Annotated in this window: 16 protein-coding genes; 14 read left to right on the forward strand and 2 right to left on the reverse strand. The window is 35.8% G+C overall.

All coding sequences use genetic code 11. The annotated features are described in order from the left end of the window. The first annotated feature begins 1 nt into the window (after position 1). The gene (locus AC0UBM_RS08405) at positions 2-1096 is read left to right on the forward strand and encodes an ABC transporter permease (RefSeq protein ID WP_475688319.1); all 1095 of its coding nucleotides are present in this window, start codon (positions 2-4) and stop codon (positions 1094-1096) included. Here AC0UBM_RS08405 and yihA read toward each other — a convergent pair. Then, positions 1093-1698 carry a ribosome biogenesis GTP-binding protein YihA/YsxC gene (yihA, locus tag AC0UBM_RS08410; RefSeq protein WP_434037602.1) on the reverse strand — a complete coding sequence of 202 codons (606 nt, stop codon included), beginning with the start codon at positions 1696-1698 and terminating at the stop codon, positions 1093-1095. The genes AC0UBM_RS08405 and yihA overlap by 4 nt on opposite strands. Positions 1699-1710: 12 nt before the next feature. Further along, on the reverse strand, positions 1711-2475 hold the full coding sequence (locus AC0UBM_RS08415; protein WP_414036284.1) for an alpha/beta fold hydrolase: 765 nt from the start codon (positions 2473-2475) through the stop codon (positions 1711-1713). A 295-nt stretch (positions 2476-2770) separates the two neighbouring features. Here AC0UBM_RS08415 and mraZ point away from each other — a divergent pair, with 295 nt between their 5' ends. The 13 genes from mraZ (at position 2771) to ftsZ (ending at position 18296) form a co-directional block, all read left to right on the forward strand. After that, a complete protein-coding gene (gene mraZ, locus AC0UBM_RS08420; RefSeq protein ID WP_414036283.1) occupies positions 2771-3241 on the forward strand; it encodes a division/cell wall cluster transcriptional repressor MraZ in 471 nt (156 codons plus the stop codon). After that, positions 3228-4124 (forward strand): 16S rRNA (cytosine(1402)-N(4))-methyltransferase RsmH, encoded by an 897-nt coding sequence (gene rsmH, locus AC0UBM_RS08425; protein WP_475688320.1) that lies wholly within the window; start codon positions 3228-3230, stop codon positions 4122-4124. The genes mraZ and rsmH overlap by 14 nt, the downstream gene beginning before the upstream one ends. Next, entirely contained in the window at positions 4121-4438 is a 318-nt protein-coding gene (locus tag AC0UBM_RS08430; protein WP_414036281.1) for an FtsL-like putative cell division protein, read from the forward strand. Before rsmH ends, AC0UBM_RS08430 begins: the two co-directional genes overlap by 4 nt. Before the next feature lie 63 nt (positions 4439-4501). Further along, positions 4502-6454, forward strand: a complete 1953-nt coding sequence (locus tag AC0UBM_RS08435; protein WP_475688516.1) for a penicillin-binding protein — start codon at positions 4502-4504, stop codon at positions 6452-6454. Further along, positions 6451-7914, forward strand: a complete 1464-nt coding sequence (locus AC0UBM_RS08440; protein WP_475688321.1) for a UDP-N-acetylmuramoyl-L-alanyl-D-glutamate--2,6-diaminopimelate ligase — start codon at positions 6451-6453, stop codon at positions 7912-7914. Before AC0UBM_RS08435 ends, AC0UBM_RS08440 begins: the two co-directional genes overlap by 4 nt. Before the next feature lies 1 nt (position 7915). After that, positions 7916-9157 (forward strand): phospho-N-acetylmuramoyl-pentapeptide-transferase, encoded by a 1242-nt coding sequence (gene mraY, locus AC0UBM_RS08445; protein ID WP_414036279.1) that lies wholly within the window; start codon positions 7916-7918, stop codon positions 9155-9157. Between the two features lies 1 nt (position 9158). Further along, positions 9159-10490, forward strand: coding sequence for a UDP-N-acetylmuramoyl-L-alanine--D-glutamate ligase (gene murD / locus AC0UBM_RS08450; RefSeq protein WP_475688322.1), 1332 nt, complete (start codon positions 9159-9161; stop codon positions 10488-10490). Next, on the forward strand, positions 10490-11689 hold the full coding sequence (locus tag AC0UBM_RS08455) for an FtsW/RodA/SpoVE family cell cycle protein (protein WP_475688323.1): 1200 nt from the start codon (positions 10490-10492) through the stop codon (positions 11687-11689). The genes murD and AC0UBM_RS08455 overlap by 1 nt, the downstream gene beginning before the upstream one ends. Continuing rightward, a complete protein-coding gene (gene murG / locus AC0UBM_RS08460; protein WP_434037608.1) occupies positions 11689-12786 on the forward strand; it encodes an undecaprenyldiphospho-muramoylpentapeptide beta-N-acetylglucosaminyltransferase in 1098 nt (365 codons plus the stop codon). Before AC0UBM_RS08455 ends, murG begins: the two co-directional genes overlap by 1 nt. Continuing rightward, positions 12787-14139, forward strand: a complete 1353-nt coding sequence (murC, locus tag AC0UBM_RS08465) for a UDP-N-acetylmuramate--L-alanine ligase (protein ID WP_475688324.1) — start codon at positions 12787-12789, stop codon at positions 14137-14139. Beyond that, a complete protein-coding gene (locus tag AC0UBM_RS08470) occupies positions 14129-14854 on the forward strand; it encodes a cell division protein FtsQ/DivIB (protein WP_475688325.1) in 726 nt (241 codons plus the stop codon). The genes murC and AC0UBM_RS08470 overlap by 11 nt, the downstream gene beginning before the upstream one ends. Positions 14855-14857: 3 nt before the next feature. Further along, positions 14858-16210, forward strand: coding sequence for a cell division protein FtsA (ftsA, locus tag AC0UBM_RS08475; RefSeq protein WP_475688326.1), 1353 nt, complete (start codon positions 14858-14860; stop codon positions 16208-16210). A gap of 91 nt (positions 16211-16301) precedes the next feature. After that, positions 16302-18296, forward strand: coding sequence for a cell division protein FtsZ (gene ftsZ / locus AC0UBM_RS08480; RefSeq protein ID WP_475688327.1), 1995 nt, complete (start codon positions 16302-16304; stop codon positions 18294-18296). Positions 18297-18313: the final 17 nt, after the last annotated feature.

Consider the following 18313-nt stretch of genomic DNA (forward strand, 5'->3'; position numbering starts at 1 on the left):
AATGAGTGGTAAAACACAGTCGTTAAAACAATTAGCGCTCCAAAAATTTAAACACAATTTTTGGGGCGTTTTTAGTTTCTATTATATTTTATTAGTGGGATTCGTTTCTGTATTTGCCTATGTTTTGGCACCAGATTCTTCCCAGCATGCAAATCAAATGCATTTGTCTATTCATTCGGAAACGCCTGGTTTTACGGTAGATATTTTAACGGTTCCAAACAAGATTAAAAATACACAAAGCAGTTTCGATAAAATATTCTTTGGGACTATTAATACCGAGACAGAAATTCCCATTTCAAAGCACAGTATTAAAAACGATACCTTATTATATACTGAATACGCTTCAGATGGTTTGATAGGTGAAGAAAAAGTACTGGATTTAAATTCGTTTTCTGAATCGGAGATTTCAAAATTAGTATCCTCTAAAACATTTTATCTTGGAACAGATAAATATGGTCGAGATGTATTAAGTCGTGTTTTGGTAGGAGCTAGAATATCCTTCTTTATTGGCTTTGTAGCCGTGTTTATTTCTTTAATTATAGGTTTGGCTTTAGGTAGTATCGCTGGATATTATGGAGGCAAGGTTGATGCCATTATAATGTGGATTATTAATGTGACGTGGTCTATCCCAACCTTATTATTAGTTATTGCAATTACCTTGGCCTTGGGGAAAGGGTTTTGGCAAGTCTTTATTGCTGTAGGGCTAACCATGTGGGTAGAAGTGGCACGTGTGGTTCGTGGTCAAATAATTAGTGCCAAAGAAATGCAGTATGTCACAGCCGCAAGGGCTTTAGGATATAACGATTACCGTATTATTACAAAACACATATTGCCAAATATAATGGCACCAGTTATAGTTATTTGTGCGGCTAATTTCGCTTCGGCCATTTTAATAGAAAGCGGTCTGAGTTTCTTGGGTATAGGAGCACAGCCACCAATGGCAAGTTGGGGTGCAATGATAAAAGATCACTATAACTATATTATTCTAGGAAAGCCGTATTTAGCAGTAATTCCTGGATTGTGTATAATGAGTTTAGTTATGGCGTTTATGTTAATAGGGAACGCCTTAAGAGATGCTTTAGACGTAAAGAGTTAATCTATTTTCAGATTCGTATTGGTGTCGTCTATATATTGTAGTAACTCGTCTTTCCCAATTTCTTTAGAAGACGATGTTACGAAATAATTTGGCATATCTTCCCAGGTTTCAAGTAATACATCACGATAATCGTTAACATGATTTTCTATAGCCATAGGTTTTAACTTATCGGCTTTAGTAAAAATAATAGAAAACGGAATGCTGTGTTCGCCTAACCAGGTCATAAATTCTAAATCTACGGGTTGTGGTTTGTGGCGAATATCTACCAATACAAAAGCAGATATTAACTGTTCTCTTTTGCTAAAATATTCGGTTATAAATTTCTGAAATGTCTTCTTCGCACTTTTAGAAACACGTGCATAACCATATCCAGGTAAATCGACTAAAAACCATGTTTTATTAATTAAAAAATGATTTATAAGTTGTGTTTTTCCTGGCCTACCAGATGTTTTGGCAAGGCTTTTACGGTTAGTAAGCATGTTAATAAGCGACGATTTCCCTACATTACTACGTCCAATAAAGGCGTATTCAGGTATTCTGTCTTTCGGACATTTGGAAACGTCCGAATTACTTACTACAAACTCAGCCGATTTAATTTGCATAATTGTATACTGTTAAAATTTTCTGGCAGTTAACCAAGAATCTAATATTCTATTAAATTCGTCAGGATGCTCCATCATAGCCGCATGTCCACATTTATCAATCCAAAATAAATCTGAATCTGGCAAAAGTTCATGAAACTCTGTAGCAACTTCCGGAGGTGTTACAATATCGTTTTTACCCCAGATAATACACGTAGGTACTTTCATATTAGGTAAATCCTTACTCATATTGTGTCTAATCGCGCTCTTTGCAATCGCTAAAGTTTTAATTAATTTGTTTCTGTCGTTCACGGTTTCGTAAACTTCATCTACAATTTCTTTAGTGGCAACAGCAGGATCATAAAAGACATCTTGTGCCTTTTTACGAATCACTTCGTAATCACTTCGTTTAGTATAACCACTTCCCATAGCACTTTCGTATAGTCCAGAACTTCCGGTAATAATAAGTGCTTTTACTTTATGAGGGTATAGCTTGGTATGGAATAATCCAATATGTCCGCCAAGAGAGTTTCCTAGTAGAATAACATCAGTAAGTCCTTTGTATTCAATGAAGTCATGCAGGTAATTTGCAAAACTTTTTACATTGGTTTTTAATAAACTCATGCTATATATTGGTAGCTCAGGAATAATTACTTTGTAGCCTTTATTACTAAAATAATTAGAGACAGCGTCGAAGTTGCTCAATCCTCCCATTAACCCATGAAGTACGATTATAGGTTGCCCTTCACCCACTTCCATGTAGCTAAAATTCTTTTCTTTTTTTAAGCGATGCGTCATTAATTAATCATTATCGTCAACAAACAAATATAGGTATTTCATTCGTATAATGAAGTATATTCTGAGTATCCGCTTTAAATAGTTTTTTCAAATCAGATATTAACAACCCATTGCAAACGAAAATTGACACCCTAATCAATTTTAACTCAATCTCTAAGGTGTTTTTGGTGTATGTATTAAGGTTCAGGTAGATCTAGTGTTCATAAATTTATCAACAAAGTGGTATATTGTGGTAAAAAGTGGTATATTTTTCAATATATTTGACAAATATAGAATGTAATCCCCAGAAATTGTTTTGAACTCATTAATAGGTACATACGAATGCAAAGTGGATGCGAAAGGCAGATTAATGTTGCCTGTTTCGCTGAAAAAGCAGTTGAGTGCCGTATTACAAGATGGGTTTGTGTTAAAACGATCCGTTTTTAATCCGTGTTTGGAATTATACCCCATGGACGAGTGGAATGTGCTAATGCAGAAGATAAATAAGCTGAATAGGTTCAAAAAGAAGAACATCGATTTTATTAGAAAATTTACTGCAGGCGTGAAAATGGTTGAGGTAGATGCTACTGGTCGTTTGTTAATTCCTAAAGATTTAGCTGTTTTTGGAGGGATTTCGAAAGAAATAGTTGTGGCTTCGGCTGTAAATATTGTTGAAATCTGGGATAAAGATAAATATGAACAGAGCATAAGTGGCTCGGCTGACGATTTTGCAGAATTAGCTGAGGAAGTTATGGGACAAGATGATGAAGATTATGGAATATCATAACCCTGTATTATTAAAAGAAACGGTAGACGGTCTCAATATAAAAGAGGACGGTATATATGTAGATGTCACTTTTGGTGGTGGCGGTCATAGTAAAGAGATTTTAAGACGCCTTGGTCCGAATGGTAAATTGTTTGCTTTCGATCAGGATCCAGATGCTTTAGAAAATGCAATTGATGATGATCGTTTCCAGTTAATACATGAGAATTTTAGATATGTAAAACGCTTTTTGCGTTTTTATGGTGTAAAACAAGTGGATGGGATTTTAGCCGATTTCGGTGTGTCTTCTCATCAATTTGATGTGGCAGAACGCGGATTTTCTACACGATTCGAAGCGGCGTTGGATATGCGCATGGATCAGGCAAGTAAATTGTCTGCATATAATGTAATTAATGAGTATGAAGAAGAGCAGTTAAAACAAGTGTTGCTTCAGTATGGCGAATTAAGAGCGGCTCCAGCAATGGCTAAATTAATAGTAGAAGCTCGCGAGGTGGAGTTAATTAAAACAAGTAATCAGTTAAAAGCAGTGTTAAAAAAGTTCTTGTCTCCAAAGCACGAGAATAAAATTTTAGCACAAATATATCAGGCCATCCGTATTGAGGTTAACCAAGAGATTGAGGTTCTAAAGGAGTTTTTAATGCAAACGCCAGAGGTGTTAGCACCGCAAGGACGCGTAAGTTTAATTAGTTATCATTCCTTAGAAGATCGTTTGGTTAAGCGTTTTATAAGAAATGGATTGTTTCAAGGAGAACCAGAACGTGATGTTTTTGGGGCTTTTGAGGTTCCGTTGAAAAAAGTGGGCGGATTAATAGTGCCGTCGGCTGAAGAGATAAAAATAAACAATAGAGCTAGAAGTGCAAAACTTAGAATTGCAGAGAAGGTATGAGAGAAGGCGTCTATAGCGTATTAAAAGGAAAGTTCCTGGTTAGCGACGATTCGTTTAAAAATTGGCGAGTCATAGTATTTGTCTCGTTCTTGGCTTTTAGCATGATTGCAAGCTCGCATAGGGCAGATAAGAAAGTTCATGATATAGCAAGGCTGAGTGACGAAGTTAAAGAATTGCGATCGGCGTTTGTAGATGGTCGTTCTCGGTTAATGCGGGTTAAAATGGAGTCCTCAATAGTAAAGAAAATGTCAGAGAAGGGTTTGGTGCCTTCCGAAATTCCACCAAGAAAAATAAGAGTTACAATTAAAAATTAAAGTTTAAGCTTGGCAACAAACGAAAAGAACATATTAAACCGATTATATATTGTGGCAGGATGTATGTTCATCTTCGCCATAGCTGTGGTATTTAAATTATGTACTATTCAATTTGTAGATGGTGATAAATATCGTAGTCTAGCAGAAAAACGAACTATAAAATCGGTAACTATTCCAGCTAATCGTGGTAACGTGTACGATTCTGAAGGGAGTCTTTTGGCTACTTCTGTGCCTAAGTACGATATTCGTTTCGATGCGGTAACTCCAACTTCTAAAACTTTCGAAAAATTTTTAAAGCCGTTATGCGATTCACTTCATGTGTTTGGCGGAAAACCTTCTAGTTATTATCAGAAAACCTTGCGGAAGGCGCGTGCTAATAAAAATAGATATCATTTAATTGCTCGTAATATAGGGTATTCGGATTACATCCGTTTACGCAATTTTCCGCTTTTACAGCTTGGTGCTTTTAAAGGTGGATTAATTGTCGAGCAAATGACTAAGCGCGAACATCCAATGGGTGGAATCGCAGAACGTACAATTGGATACGATCGTACAGACGATCAAGGTAATGTGACGCGTCCGGGAATTGATGGAGCTTTTGGAGTGAAATATTTAAGAGGTACTAACGGAAAGCGCTTAAAACAAAATATTGGAAAAGGGCAGTGGAAACCTATTGCAGATTACAATCAAGTAGAGCCTAAGGATGGTTACGATGTGTATACAACCATTAATGTGAATATTCAAGATATTGCGCATCATGCGTTATTGAAGCAGTTAGAGTATTATGAGGCAGAGCATGGTTGTGTTGTTGTAATGGAGGTCGCTACAGGCGAAATTAAAGCTATTTCTAATTTAGGACGTACTAAAAATGGTGGCTATTACGAGAAACTGAATTATGCGGTGGGAGAGTCTCATGAGCCAGGTTCTACGTTTAAAACAATGGCGTTGGTGGCTGCTTTAGAAGATAAAGTGGTAGATACTGCCACTGTAGTAGATACTGAAAATGGATCGAAACGATTTTATGGACGTTCAATTTCTGATTCTCATCATGGTGGTTTCGGAAAAATTTCTGTGGCGCGTGCCTTAGAGGTATCGTCTAATATTGGTTTAGCAACAATTATTGATGAGGGGTATTCTAAGAATCCAGAAAAATTTATTGAAAAATTAAGGTCTTGGCATTTGGATAAACCTTTAGGGATACCAATTATAGGAGAAGGTATTCCTGTTATTCCTTCGCCAGGACATGATAAGTGGAGTAGAAATGCTTTACCGTCTATGGCTTATGGGTACAATTTAAGTGTAACACCACTGCAAACCTTAACGTTTTATAATGCTATAGCGAACAATGGTGTTATGGTTAAGCCACGCTTTATTTATAGTGTAAAAGAGTTGGATACACCTATAGAAACATTTCATAAAGAAGTGATAAATGAAAAAATTTGTTCGGAAGAAACAGTGAATGAAATTCAGGCTATTCTTGAAAATGTAGTAAAACACGGAACAGGGAAGTCGTTATATAATCCGTATTTCTCAATGGCGGGCAAAACAGGAACGGCTAGAACAGAATATTGGATGGCAGACTGGAATGATAATAAGCGTTATGTGTCTTCGTTTGCTGGGTATTTTCCAGCGGTAAACCCGAAGTATTCTTGTATTGTGGTTATTCATAAGCCAAGTACTAAAAAGGGGTTTTATGGCGCCGATGTTTCTGGACCAGTATTTAAAAGTATTGCACAAAAAATATTTACAGACACTCCTATTATAGACGAAGTGAATTCGCTACAAGTGGCAGATGCGCCTGTAGATAAAGAGTTTGAAGCGTTTTATGAAACCGCTCAGAAATACAAAACGCTTATGCCTAAAGTGGTTGGGTTGCCTGTTATGGATGCAATTGCATTGTTAGAAAATCTAGGACTTGAAGTAGAAATGGATGGTTTGGGAAATGTGAAATCACAATCGATTCCTGTAGGAGAAAAAATTAAAAAGAATCAAAAAGTAGTTTTAAAAATATCGTGAGTTTATTAAAAGACATATTATATAAGGTTGCTATAGATACCGTTGTTGGTCCAACTAATGTGCGCATACATAATATCGCATTCGATTCTCGTAAAATAGAATCGAACGATTTGTTTGTAGCTATTTCGGGAACCGTGGCCGATGGTCATGGGTTTATAGAAACAGCAGTAAATAATGGTGCTTTAGTAGTGGTGTGCGAGCATATGCCTGAACAACGCGTTAATGGAGTGACTTATATTCAGGTTGCCGATACTAAGGTGGCTTTGGCAATAATGGCTTCTAACTTTTATAATAATCCTTCAGAGAATTTAAAACTGGTTGGGGTTACAGGAACAAATGGAAAAACAACCATAGCGACGCTTTTATATCAGTTATTTAAAAAGGCAGGCTATAAGGTTGGATTACTTTCAACAGTAAAAATATTAGTAGACGATATAGAGTGTAAAGCCACGCATACAACGCCTGATTCTTTAGCTATCAATTCATATTTAAGTATGATGAATGCCGAAGGTGTCGAGTATTGTTTTATGGAAGTAAGTTCGCATGGTATTCACCAAAAACGTACCGAAGGTTTGCATTTTGTTGGAGGTGTATTTACAAATCTATCACACGATCATTTAGATTATCACAGCACGTTTGCAGAATATCGCGATGTGAAAAAATCATTTTTCGATAATTTACCTAAAACAGCTTTTGCTTTGGTAAATGTAGATGATAAGAATGGCGAAATTATGCTTCAGAATACAAAGGCGAGTAAGCAGACTTATGGTTTAAAAAATTACGCCGATTATAGGGCTCAGATTTTAGAAAATCAGTTCACCGGCTTGTTGCTTAAAATTAATGATAATGAAGTTTGGTCGCGATTAATAGGTGAATTTAATGCGTCTAATTTATTAGCAATTTATGGTGTTGCCGAATTATTAGGGTTAGAAAAAGATGAAACCTTAAGGTTAATTAGCGGATTAGAAAGTGTTAGCGGACGATTTCAGTATCTGATTTCAGATTCGAAAATTACAGCTATTGTAGATTATGCACATACGCCAGATGCTTTAAAAAATGTTTTGGAAACCATAAATAGCATCAGAACTAAAAATGAAGAATTAATAACGGTTGTGGGTTGTGGCGGCAATCGTGATAAAACAAAACGCCCAAAAATGGGGCATATCGCTTCGGCTTTAAGTACTAAAGTGGTGTTTACAAGCGATAATCCAAGAAACGAAGTTGCCGAGGTTATTATTGAAGAAATTGAAAAAGGTGTCGAGCCTCTTCATTTTAAAAAAACAATGTCTATTTCGGATAGACGACAAGCCATAAAAACAGCTTGCCAGTTGGCAAAGCCTAACGATATTATATTAATTGCAGGTAAAGGTCATGAGACTTACCAAGAAATTAAAGGAGAACGATTCGATTTTAACGATTTCGAAATTGTAAAAGACTATTTAAAACAGCTAGAGAAATAAGATGTTATACTATTTTTTCAACTATTTAGAAGATCATTATCAAATTCCAGGCGCTTCGCTATTTGGGTTTATAACCTTTCGTGCAGCTATGGCAATTCTGATGTCTTTACTTATTTCAACAGTTTTCGGGAAGCGAATAATTAACTTTTTACAGCGTCAGCAGGTAGGGGAAACAATTCGTGACTTAGGATTAAAAGGTCAGTCTGAAAAGGCAGGAACGCCAACTATGGGTGGTATTATAATAATTCTAGCGACTTTGATACCTGTTATCTTATTTGCAGAATTGGATAACGTCTATATTTTATTATTAATCGTTACCACCTTATGGATGGGAGCAATTGGGTTTTTAGACGATTATATCAAGAAGTTTAAAAACGATAAAGAAGGTTTAAAAGGAAAGTTTAAAGTGCTTGGTCAGGTTGGTTTGGGACTAATTGTAGGGATCACGCTGTATTTTAATCCGAATGTTACCATAAAGGAAAAATTACCTGTAGCGCAACAACAAGAAATATTAGCAGAGAATCCAAATGCTTTGCCTGGTAAGTTTTTTGCGGCAGAAGAGCAGTCTACTAAAACAACAATACCTTTTGTAAAAGGAAACGAATTCGATTATGCCGATTTAATTACTTGGATTGATCCTAGTTTAGGGAAATATGCATGGTTAATCTTTATTCCCATTGTAATATTTATAATTACAGCCGTTTCAAACGGTGCTAATTTAACCGATGGTATCGATGGTTTAGCAGCGGGAACGTCGGCCATAATTGTATTTACCTTAGGGATATTTGCTTGGGTTTCGGGGAATATTATTTTCTCAGATTATCTCAATATTATGTATATCCCACGGGTAGAAGAAATTACCATTTATATCGCGGCCTTTGTAGGGGCTTTGGTTGGGTTTTTATGGTATAATACGTTTCCGGCGCAAGTGTTTATGGGAGATACGGGAAGTTTAACTATAGGTGGAATTATTGCTGTTATTGCTATTGCTGTAAGAAAGGAATGGTTAATTCCAGTGTTGTGCGGGATTTTCCTAGCCGAGAATTTATCTGTGGTTTTACAAGTTAGTTACTTTAAGTACACTCGAAAAAAATATGGCGAAGGTCGACGCATTTTTAAGATGTCGCCTTTACATCATCACTATCAGAAATCGGGTTATCACGAAAGTAAAATTGTAACTCGATTTTGGATTATAGGAATATTACTAGCTATTGTTACCATCGTAACCTTAAAAATAAGATAAGATGAAACGGTTGGTAATCTTAGGAGGTGGAGAAAGTGGTGTAGGTACAGCGCTTTTAGGAATATCAAAAGGATTTGAGGTATTTGTTTCCGATAAAGGAAAAATTAAAGACAAATATAAAGACGTTCTAATACAAAATGAGATTGATTGGGAGGAATCGCAACATACGGAGTCGTTCATTCTAAATGCCGATGTAGTGATGAAAAGTCCAGGAATTCCGGATAAAGCACCCTTGGTAAAACAGTTGATGGAAAAAGGCGTTCCGGTAATTTCTGAAATTGAATTTGCGGCTCAGTTTACATCTGCCACGATTGTTGGAATTACAGGAAGTAATGGTAAAACAACAACGGCAAGTTTAGCACATCACATTCTAAAGCAAGAATTAAATGTGGGCTTAGCAGGGAATATTGGAGACAGTTTTGCAAAGCAGGTTTTAGAAGACGATTATAAAAACTATGTGCTTGAAATTAGTAGTTTTCAGTTAGATGGCGTGGTTAATTTTAATCCGCATATCGCTGTAATTACAAATATAACACCAGATCATTTAGATCGGTATAATTACAATTTTGAAGAATACATCGCTTCAAAATTTAGAATAGCAAAGAATCAAACAAAACACGATTATTTGATTTACGATGCAGACGATGATGTATTAGTCGATTGGTTGGAAAAACATCCAGTTCAATCAAAATTATTGCCTTTCTCACTTGTGAAAAACATAGAGAATGGCGCCTATTTAGATAAAGAGAATATTAAAATAACAATAGATAATAACCAGATAATTATGCCTACAAAAGACCTAGCATTAGAAGGTAAACATAATATAAAAAACGCGATGGCTGCATCTACGGTGGCGCACTTATTAAAAATAAGAAAGCAGACTATTCGTGAGAGTTTAGAAAATTTTCAAGGTGTAGAACACCGCTTAGAACAAGTATTGAAAATCAATAAAGTTCAGTATATAAACGATTCTAAAGCGACTAACGTAAATGCCACGTATTATGCCTTAGAAAGTATGTCTGCGCCAACCGTTTGGATTGTTGGTGGAGTAGATAAGGGGAATAGTTATCAAGAACTATATCCTTTTGTGAATACAAAGGTGAAAGCGATTATTTGCTTAGGAGTAAATAACGAAAAACTGTTGGAAAACTTCAGCAATATGGTCGACGTAATTGTGGAAACACAGTTTATGAATGAAGCCGTTAAAATTGCTTATAAACTAGCGGAAGCAGGCGATAATGTGTTATTGTCTCCAGCATGTGCGAGTTTTGATTTATTTGAAAGTTACGAAGATAGAGGAAGACAATTTAAAGACGCAGTAAGAAATTTATAATGCAAGAGTTTTTAAGAAAATTAAAAGGAGATCGTTCCATTTGGGCTATAGCTGCATTGTTGGCTTTATTCTCATTTTTACCGGTATATAGTGCGGCGAGCAACTTGGCGTATATGCGAGGTAGCGGTAGTACTTTTACTGTTTTCTTAAAACATTTTATGCATTTAGGTGTTGGATTTGTACTTATGTATTTTGTGCATCTTATGCCATATCGTTATTTAAGAGGACTTTCTATGGTTGGTATCATGGTGGCATTGGTGTTGTTAGGTTTTACCATGCTCCAAGGGAATACTATAGAAGGTGCAAATGCGAGTAGATGGATTCAGATTCCTTTTGTAGGTGTGTCTTTTCAGACCTCTACATTAGCTTCTTTAGTGCTTATGGTTTATGTGGCAAGGTATATGGCGAAAATGGCAGATAAAACAATTACGTTTAAAGAATCTATTTTACCACTTTGGATGCCCGTTTTTCTAGTGTTAATTTTAATTTTGCCTGCGAATTTTTCTACGGCAGCCTTAATCTTTTTAACGGTAATTATTTTGGTGTTTTTAGGTGGTTATCCTATAAAGTACTTGGCCTTAATCATTGGGATGGGGGTGTTAACATTGTCCATATTTGTATTGGCAGCAAAAGCGTTTCCGGATGCTATGCCTAACCGAGTAGATACTTGGATGAGTCGTATAGAAAACTTTTCTAATGGGGAAGATACAGAAGAAGATTATCAGATTGAAAAAGCCAAGATTGCTATTGCCTCAGGTGGAATAAAAGGTGTTGGTCCTGGTAAAAGTGTTCAGAAGAACTTTTTACCGCAATCATCGTCAGATTTTATTTATGCTATAGTGGTAGAGGAATATGGACTGATCGGAGCTGTTATTTTAATGAGTGTTTATCTTTGGTTGTTATTTAGAATACTCGTTGTGTCGCATAAAGCTAAAACAATTTTTGGGACACTTGTAGTGCTTGGGGTTGGCTTGCCAATTGTAATTCAAGCATTATTAAATATGGCTGTTGCTGTAGAGTTGTTTCCTGTAACTGGACAAACACTTCCGTTAATTAGTAGTGGGGGAACATCGATTTGGATGACGTGTTTGGCTGTGGGAATTATATTAAGTGTAAGTGCAGATAGTAGCATTCCAGAAAAAGAGGAAGTAGAAATAGATGAAGAAAATCCGTTAGAAATTTTATCCGAAGCAATATAATGAGTAAAAAATATCATATCATATTATCAGGTGGAGGAACCGGCGGACATATTTATCCGGCCATAGCAATTGCAAACGAATTAAAACAACGTTTTCCTGATGCTCAGTTTCTTTTTGTGGGAGCGAAAGATAGAATGGAAATGGAGAAAGTGCCACAGGCTGGTTACGATATAAAAGGATTATGGATTTCTGGTATTCAGCGAGAGCTAACTTTGAAAAACTTAATGTTTCCTTTTAAGTTAATTAGTAGTCTGTTTGGAGCGCGAAAAATTATAAAAAAATTTAAGCCCGATGTGGTAATTGGTACAGGTGGTTTTGCTAGCGGACCATTATTACAGATGGCTTCAGGACAAGGGATTCCGAGTTTAATACAAGAGCAGAATTCTTTTCCCGGAATCACGAATAAGTTATTGTCTAAGAAAGTTCAGAAAATTTGTGTGGCCTATGATGGGTTAGAGCGCTTTTTTCCGGAACATAAAATTATAAAAACAGGTAATCCTGTACGTCAAGGCTTATTAGATATACAGTCTAAAACCGAAGAGGCTAAAGCGTTTTTTGGATTAGTACCTGAGAAAAAGACCTTGTTAATTTTAGGCGGAAGTTTGGGGTCTAGACGTATTAATGAGTTAATAGAAAAAGAAATTGACTATTTGCAAACCCGCAATGTTCAGATTATTTGGCAGTGTGGTAAATTGTATTACGATAAATATAAAATCAATAGTCATACTAAAAATGTTCAAGTTCACGCATATTTGAACAATATGGATTTTGCTTATGCAGCTGCGGATGTAATAATCTCTAGAGCAGGAGCAAGTTCGGTTTCAGAATTATGTATAGTTGGAAAGCCGGTTATTTTTATTCCGTCTCCAAACGTTGCAGAAGACCATCAGACTAAAAATGCGATGGCAGTGGTAAAGGAGGATGCAGCGATATTAATTCAGGAACAAGATTTAGATGTTGATTTTGAAAATAAGTTTTCTCAATTAATAGAATCGAAAGAAAAACAACACGCCTTAGGCGAAAACATAAAGAAGTTAGCATTGGTTAATGCAACCAAGGATATTGCAGACGAAGTAGAAAAATTATTAAAAAACTAAATGAATTTAAATACTATAGATAACGTTTATTTTATTGGTATTGGCGGTATAGGTATGAGTGCTTTGGCGCGTTACTTTAAAGCGAATAACAAGCGTGTTGCTGGGTACGATAAAACGCCTAGTGATGTAACGCGTGCTTTAGAAACGTTAGGTATAGAGGTTCATTTTAATGATTCTATTGCAAATATTCCAAATACGTTTTTAAATTACGACACTACGTTAGTGGTTTACACGCCAGCCATTCCTAAAGACAATATGGAGTTGGTGCATTTTAAAAACAACCGAGGTTTTAGCTTATTAAAGCGTTCTGAAGTTTTAGGTTTAATAACTAAAAATACATTTTGTTTAGCGGTTGCGGGGACGCATGGAAAAACAACAACCTCAAGTATCTTAGCTCATTTGTTATACGAATGTAATGTGCCTTTAACTGGGTTTTTAGGTGGTATAAGTGAAAATTACAATTCTAATTATATTTCTAAAGGAACCGAGGTTTCGGTAGTAGAAGCAGACGAATTTGATCGTTCATTTTTAACGCTGTCACCAGATATTGCATGTATTACATCTATGGATGCAGATCATTTGGATATATATGGTGAAGCTGAGGCTCTACAAGAATCTTTTTTAGAATTTTCTAAAAGAATCAAGGATGGTGGTACGTTATTTGTGAAGAATGGCTTGCCAATTGAAGGGCTAACCTACGGTATAGAGGACGATTCGGATTATACGGCACTGCATATTAAAATAGATAACGGGAGTTATATATTTGATGTTAAGACGCCTACGGCTGTAATTAATAATATTAAGTTTAATTTGCCGGGCAGACACAATTTGTCGAATGCTTTAATCGCTTTGGCAATGGCTTTAGAGTATGGATGTAATTCGCAAGAACTGGTTAAGGCTTTAGAGTCGTATGCAGGGGTAAAAAGGCGTTTTACGTACCAGATTAAAACGGACGATTTGGTGTTTATAGACGATTATGCACATCATCCGGAGGAAATCAAAGCAGTACATCAGGCGGTTCGCGAAATGTATCCGGGTAAAACGGTCTTGGCGGTATTTCAGCCACATTTATTTAGTAGAACACGAGATTTTATAGACGATTTCGCAAAGCAACTCGCGCAATTTGACGAGTTGTTATTATTGGATATTTATCCGGCTCGTGAGTTACCAATTGAAGGTGTTACATCGCAATGGTTGTTAGATAAAATAAAAACTGAAAAGAAAGAATTGGTGTCAAAATCAGATCTTATTTCAAAAATAAAGGCGAGCGACGCAGATGTAATTATTACATTGGGAGCTGGCGATATAGGAGCAGAAGTTAAACATATTAAAACCGCATTATATGGCAATTAAAATACATTGGGGTTATGTAAAACTTGGGGTTTTAACGGCGTTGGTTATGTTTCTGTTTGCGTTTGCATCAAAACGAAATGGTGACCGAAAAATATCGGAGCCACAGATTCATTTTTTAGGCGATAATAATTTATATATCACCGAAGAAAATGTTAGTAACTTGTTAATACAAAATGAGAAAGGGCTTTCAGAAATGACCAAAGAAACTTTAGATTTGAATAGCCTAGAGTTTGCCCTAAATTCGAACCCATTAATTAAGTCTGCTCAAGTATATTTAGATGTAAATGGCTTATTAACAGCGGATGTTGAGCAAAAAATGCCTATAGCGCGAGTTCAAGATCAGACCTCGTATTATGTAGACGATAAAGGCGGTTTTATGCCATTGTCGACAAATCATACGGCTAGGGTGCCATTTGTTGTGGGACATATTGAAAAAAATAATTTGAGTAATGTTTTTAAAATTGCTCAGAAAGTTTATAATGATACATTCTTAAAGAAACATGTGGTAGAAATTCATCAAAATGAAGACCAGAAAATTTCTTTAAAACTGAGACAGCAAAATTTCTCTGTGTATTTGGGAGATTTAAATCAATTAGATAAAAAAGTTAGTAATCTAAAAGTGTTTTACAAGAAGGCTTTAAAAGAGAATACGCTTCATGATTATAATAAAATTAATTTGCAATTCGACAATCAAGTGGTGTGCACCAAAAACTAAACTATGGAACATAATATAGCAGTTGGATTAGATATTGGGACCACAAAAATTGTGGCCATGATTGGGCGTAAAAACGATTACGGAAAATTAGAGATTTTAGGAATAGGGCGCTCCAAAAGTTTGGGTGTGCACCGTGGTGTGGTAAGTAATATTACCCAGACCATTCAGTCTATTCAGCAAGCTGTTCAAGAGGCCGAAGCTTCTGCAGGAACTAAAATTGAAGGCGTAACCGTGGGTATTGCCGGACAACATATTCGTAGTTTACAGCATAGTGATTATATCACAAGGCCAAACTCTGAAACTGTTATTGATGAGACCGATATCGATCAATTAATCAATCAGGTTCATAAATTAGTGATGCTTCCAGGTGAAGAAATTATTCATGTATTACCGCAAGAATATAAAATCGATGGTCAGCCTGAGATTAAAGAGCCTATCGGAATGCATGGTGGTAGATTAGAAGCTAATTTCCATGTGGTAGTTGGTCAAGTATCATCAATTAGAAATATTGGTCGTTGTATTAAAAGTTCAGATTTAGAACTAGAGCGATTAACGCTAGAGCCATTGGCTTCAGCAAATGCTGTTTTAAGTCAGGAAGAAAAAGAAGCAGGTGTTGCCCTTATCGATATAGGAGGAGGAACAACAGATTTAGCTGTTTTTAAAGATGGGATTATTCGTCATACAGCAGTTATTCCTTTCGGAGGAAATGTGATTACTGAAGACATAAAAGAAGGCTGTTCTATTATTGAAAAACAAGCCGAATTATTGAAGATTAAATTTGGTTCTGCATGGCCAGGAGAAAATAAAGACAACGAAATTGTTTCTATTCCTGGGTTAAGAGGAAGAGATCCAAAAGAAATTACACTGAAAAATTTATCGAAAATTATTCATGCGCGTGTGGTGGAAATCGTCGAGCAAGTCTTTTTAGAGATAAAAAATTACGGTCACGAAGAGCAGAAAAAGAAATTAATTGCCGGAATTGTATTAACCGGAGGTGGAGCACAATTAAAGCACCTAAAGCAATTAGTAGAATACATTACAGGAATGGATACCAGAATTGGATATCCAAACGAGCATTTAGCGGGAGATAGTAATGAAGATATTACGAGTCCGTTGTATGCTACAAGTGTTGGTTTAGTTTTAGATGGATTAAAATATCAAGAACGTAAACAACGCGAGATTAGAGTCGAAGAAATCGAAGAAGAGGAAGTTAAGAGTCCAGAAACCATGTCTCAGGCCACTTTAGAAGAAAAGGAAGAGTTAAAAGAAACGCCGCCCGAAGAAGTAAAGGAGCGCAGAAATTTTTTGGACAGATTTACAGACAAGATCAAAGATTTTTTGGACAACGCAGAATAAAAAGAATGATATGTAAAATCTTATTACAGATTTTGCAATACACAAAGTATAAAGATAAAAGTAAAGATTAAAAACCAGTAAAAAAGAATTTATGAGCAGCAACAAAGAATTCGCAAGTATCTCATTTGATTTACCTAAGAACCAATCAAATGTAATTAAAGTTATTGGTGTTGGTGGTGGTGGTAGTAATGCCATCAACCACATGTTCCAACAAGGTATAAAAGGTGTAGATTTTGTAATCTGTAATACAGATGCACAAGCACTTCAAAACAGTGGAGTTCCAAATAAAATTCAGTTAGGATTAGATCTAACAGAAGGATTAGGAGCTGGTGCAAATCCTGAAATAGGTGAGCAATCTGCTGTAGAGAGTTACGACGACTTAAAACGTATGTTGGATACCAACACAAAAATGATTTTCATTACGGCCGGTATGGGTGGTGGTACAGGTACGGGTGCTGCTCCAATTATTGCTAAAATGGCTAAAGACTTAGATGTCTTAACCGTTGGTATTGTTACCATGCCTTTTCAATTTGAAGGTAAAATGCGTAATGAACAAGCTCAAAAAGGAATCGAGAAATTACGTAATGTAGTCGATTCTTTAATCGTAATTAATAATAACAAACTTCGAGAAGTTTATGGAAACCTAGGTTTTAAAGCCGGGTTCTCTAAAGCAGACGAAGTGTTAGCCACAGCTGCTCGTGGTATAGCAGAAGTTATTACACATCACTATACACAAAACATCGATTTACGTGATGCCAAAACGGTATTAAGTAATAGTGGTTCTGCTATAATGGGGTCTTCAATTTCGTCTGGTCAAAACCGTGCGAAAGACGCGATAATGAAAGCTTTAGATTCTCCTTTACTAAATGATAATAAAATTCAAGGTGCCAAAAATGTGTTGTTGCTAATTGTTTCTGGGGCTCAAGAAATTACTATAGACGAAATAGGAGAAATTAACGATCACATTCAAAGCGAAGCTGGTCATGGTGCTAACATCATTATGGGGGTTGGTGAAGACGAATCGTTAGATGAATCTATCGCGGTGACTATTATTGCTACAGGTTTTAATTTAGATCAGCAAGACGAAATTTCTAATACAGAAGCTAAAAAAGTAGTGCACTCTTTAACTGATGATCAAAAATCAGATAAACAAGACACTGTATCTAACATAGAAAGTGAGCCAGTATCTGTACCAAAGGTTACTCCTAAAGTTGAAAAGGCGCCAGAAGTAATTAAGCATACTTTAGATATTAATGATTTAGAAGATTTTGATGCTCCTATTAAAAAGGAGAGTCCAAAACCTACTAATACCATAGATATTGTGCCAACTACAGATGCCATAAAAGACATTGAAGTGACCTTTGATAATTTATCAGATTTCGATGTAGATGTAAATGATTTCGTTTTTACAGAAGTAAAAGCTGGAAGTACAATTACTGAAACTCCAGAAGATGAAGAGAAGCAAATTACTTTAACATTCGATATGCCATTACAACAAGAACGTACTGTTGAGGATGCTCCGAAAGAAGTAATTAAGCATGCTTTAGAAGAAACCGACGATGTAAAGAATACTCCTGTTAATGAATATGTAGAGTTAATTAATGTAACAGAATCTGGTAAAAAAGGTGAAGTTAGATATGTACTTGATGATTATGAAGAGCAAGAGCCAGAACAAGAAATAAAAGTTGTTGCTAAGCAAGAGAAAAAACCTGTACACGATGACGCTTTGAGTAATTTTGATCATGAGGTGAGTTTCATTAAAAAAGATGAGTATGTTGCACCTGCAAAAGCGGCGCCACAAACACCAGATCAGCCTATAGACCCAATGAATACGCCTATTTCAGAAATGCTTAAAGAAAGAGCGGAAGAGCGTCGTAGAAAAATGAAAGATTTTAACTATAAATTCAATACATCTAAAATTGATGAAATAGAAAAAATTCCAGCGTACAAACGTCAAGGTGTAAACTTGTATGAAACACAACATTCGTCAGAAAATAATATGTCTGGAACGAGTTTAAGTGTAGACGATAATAACGATATTCAATTACGAAGCAATAATTCGTTTTTACATGATAATGTAGATTAAATTAATAGCAAATTTTA

Source organism: Formosa sp. F44 (genome assembly GCF_056238645.1).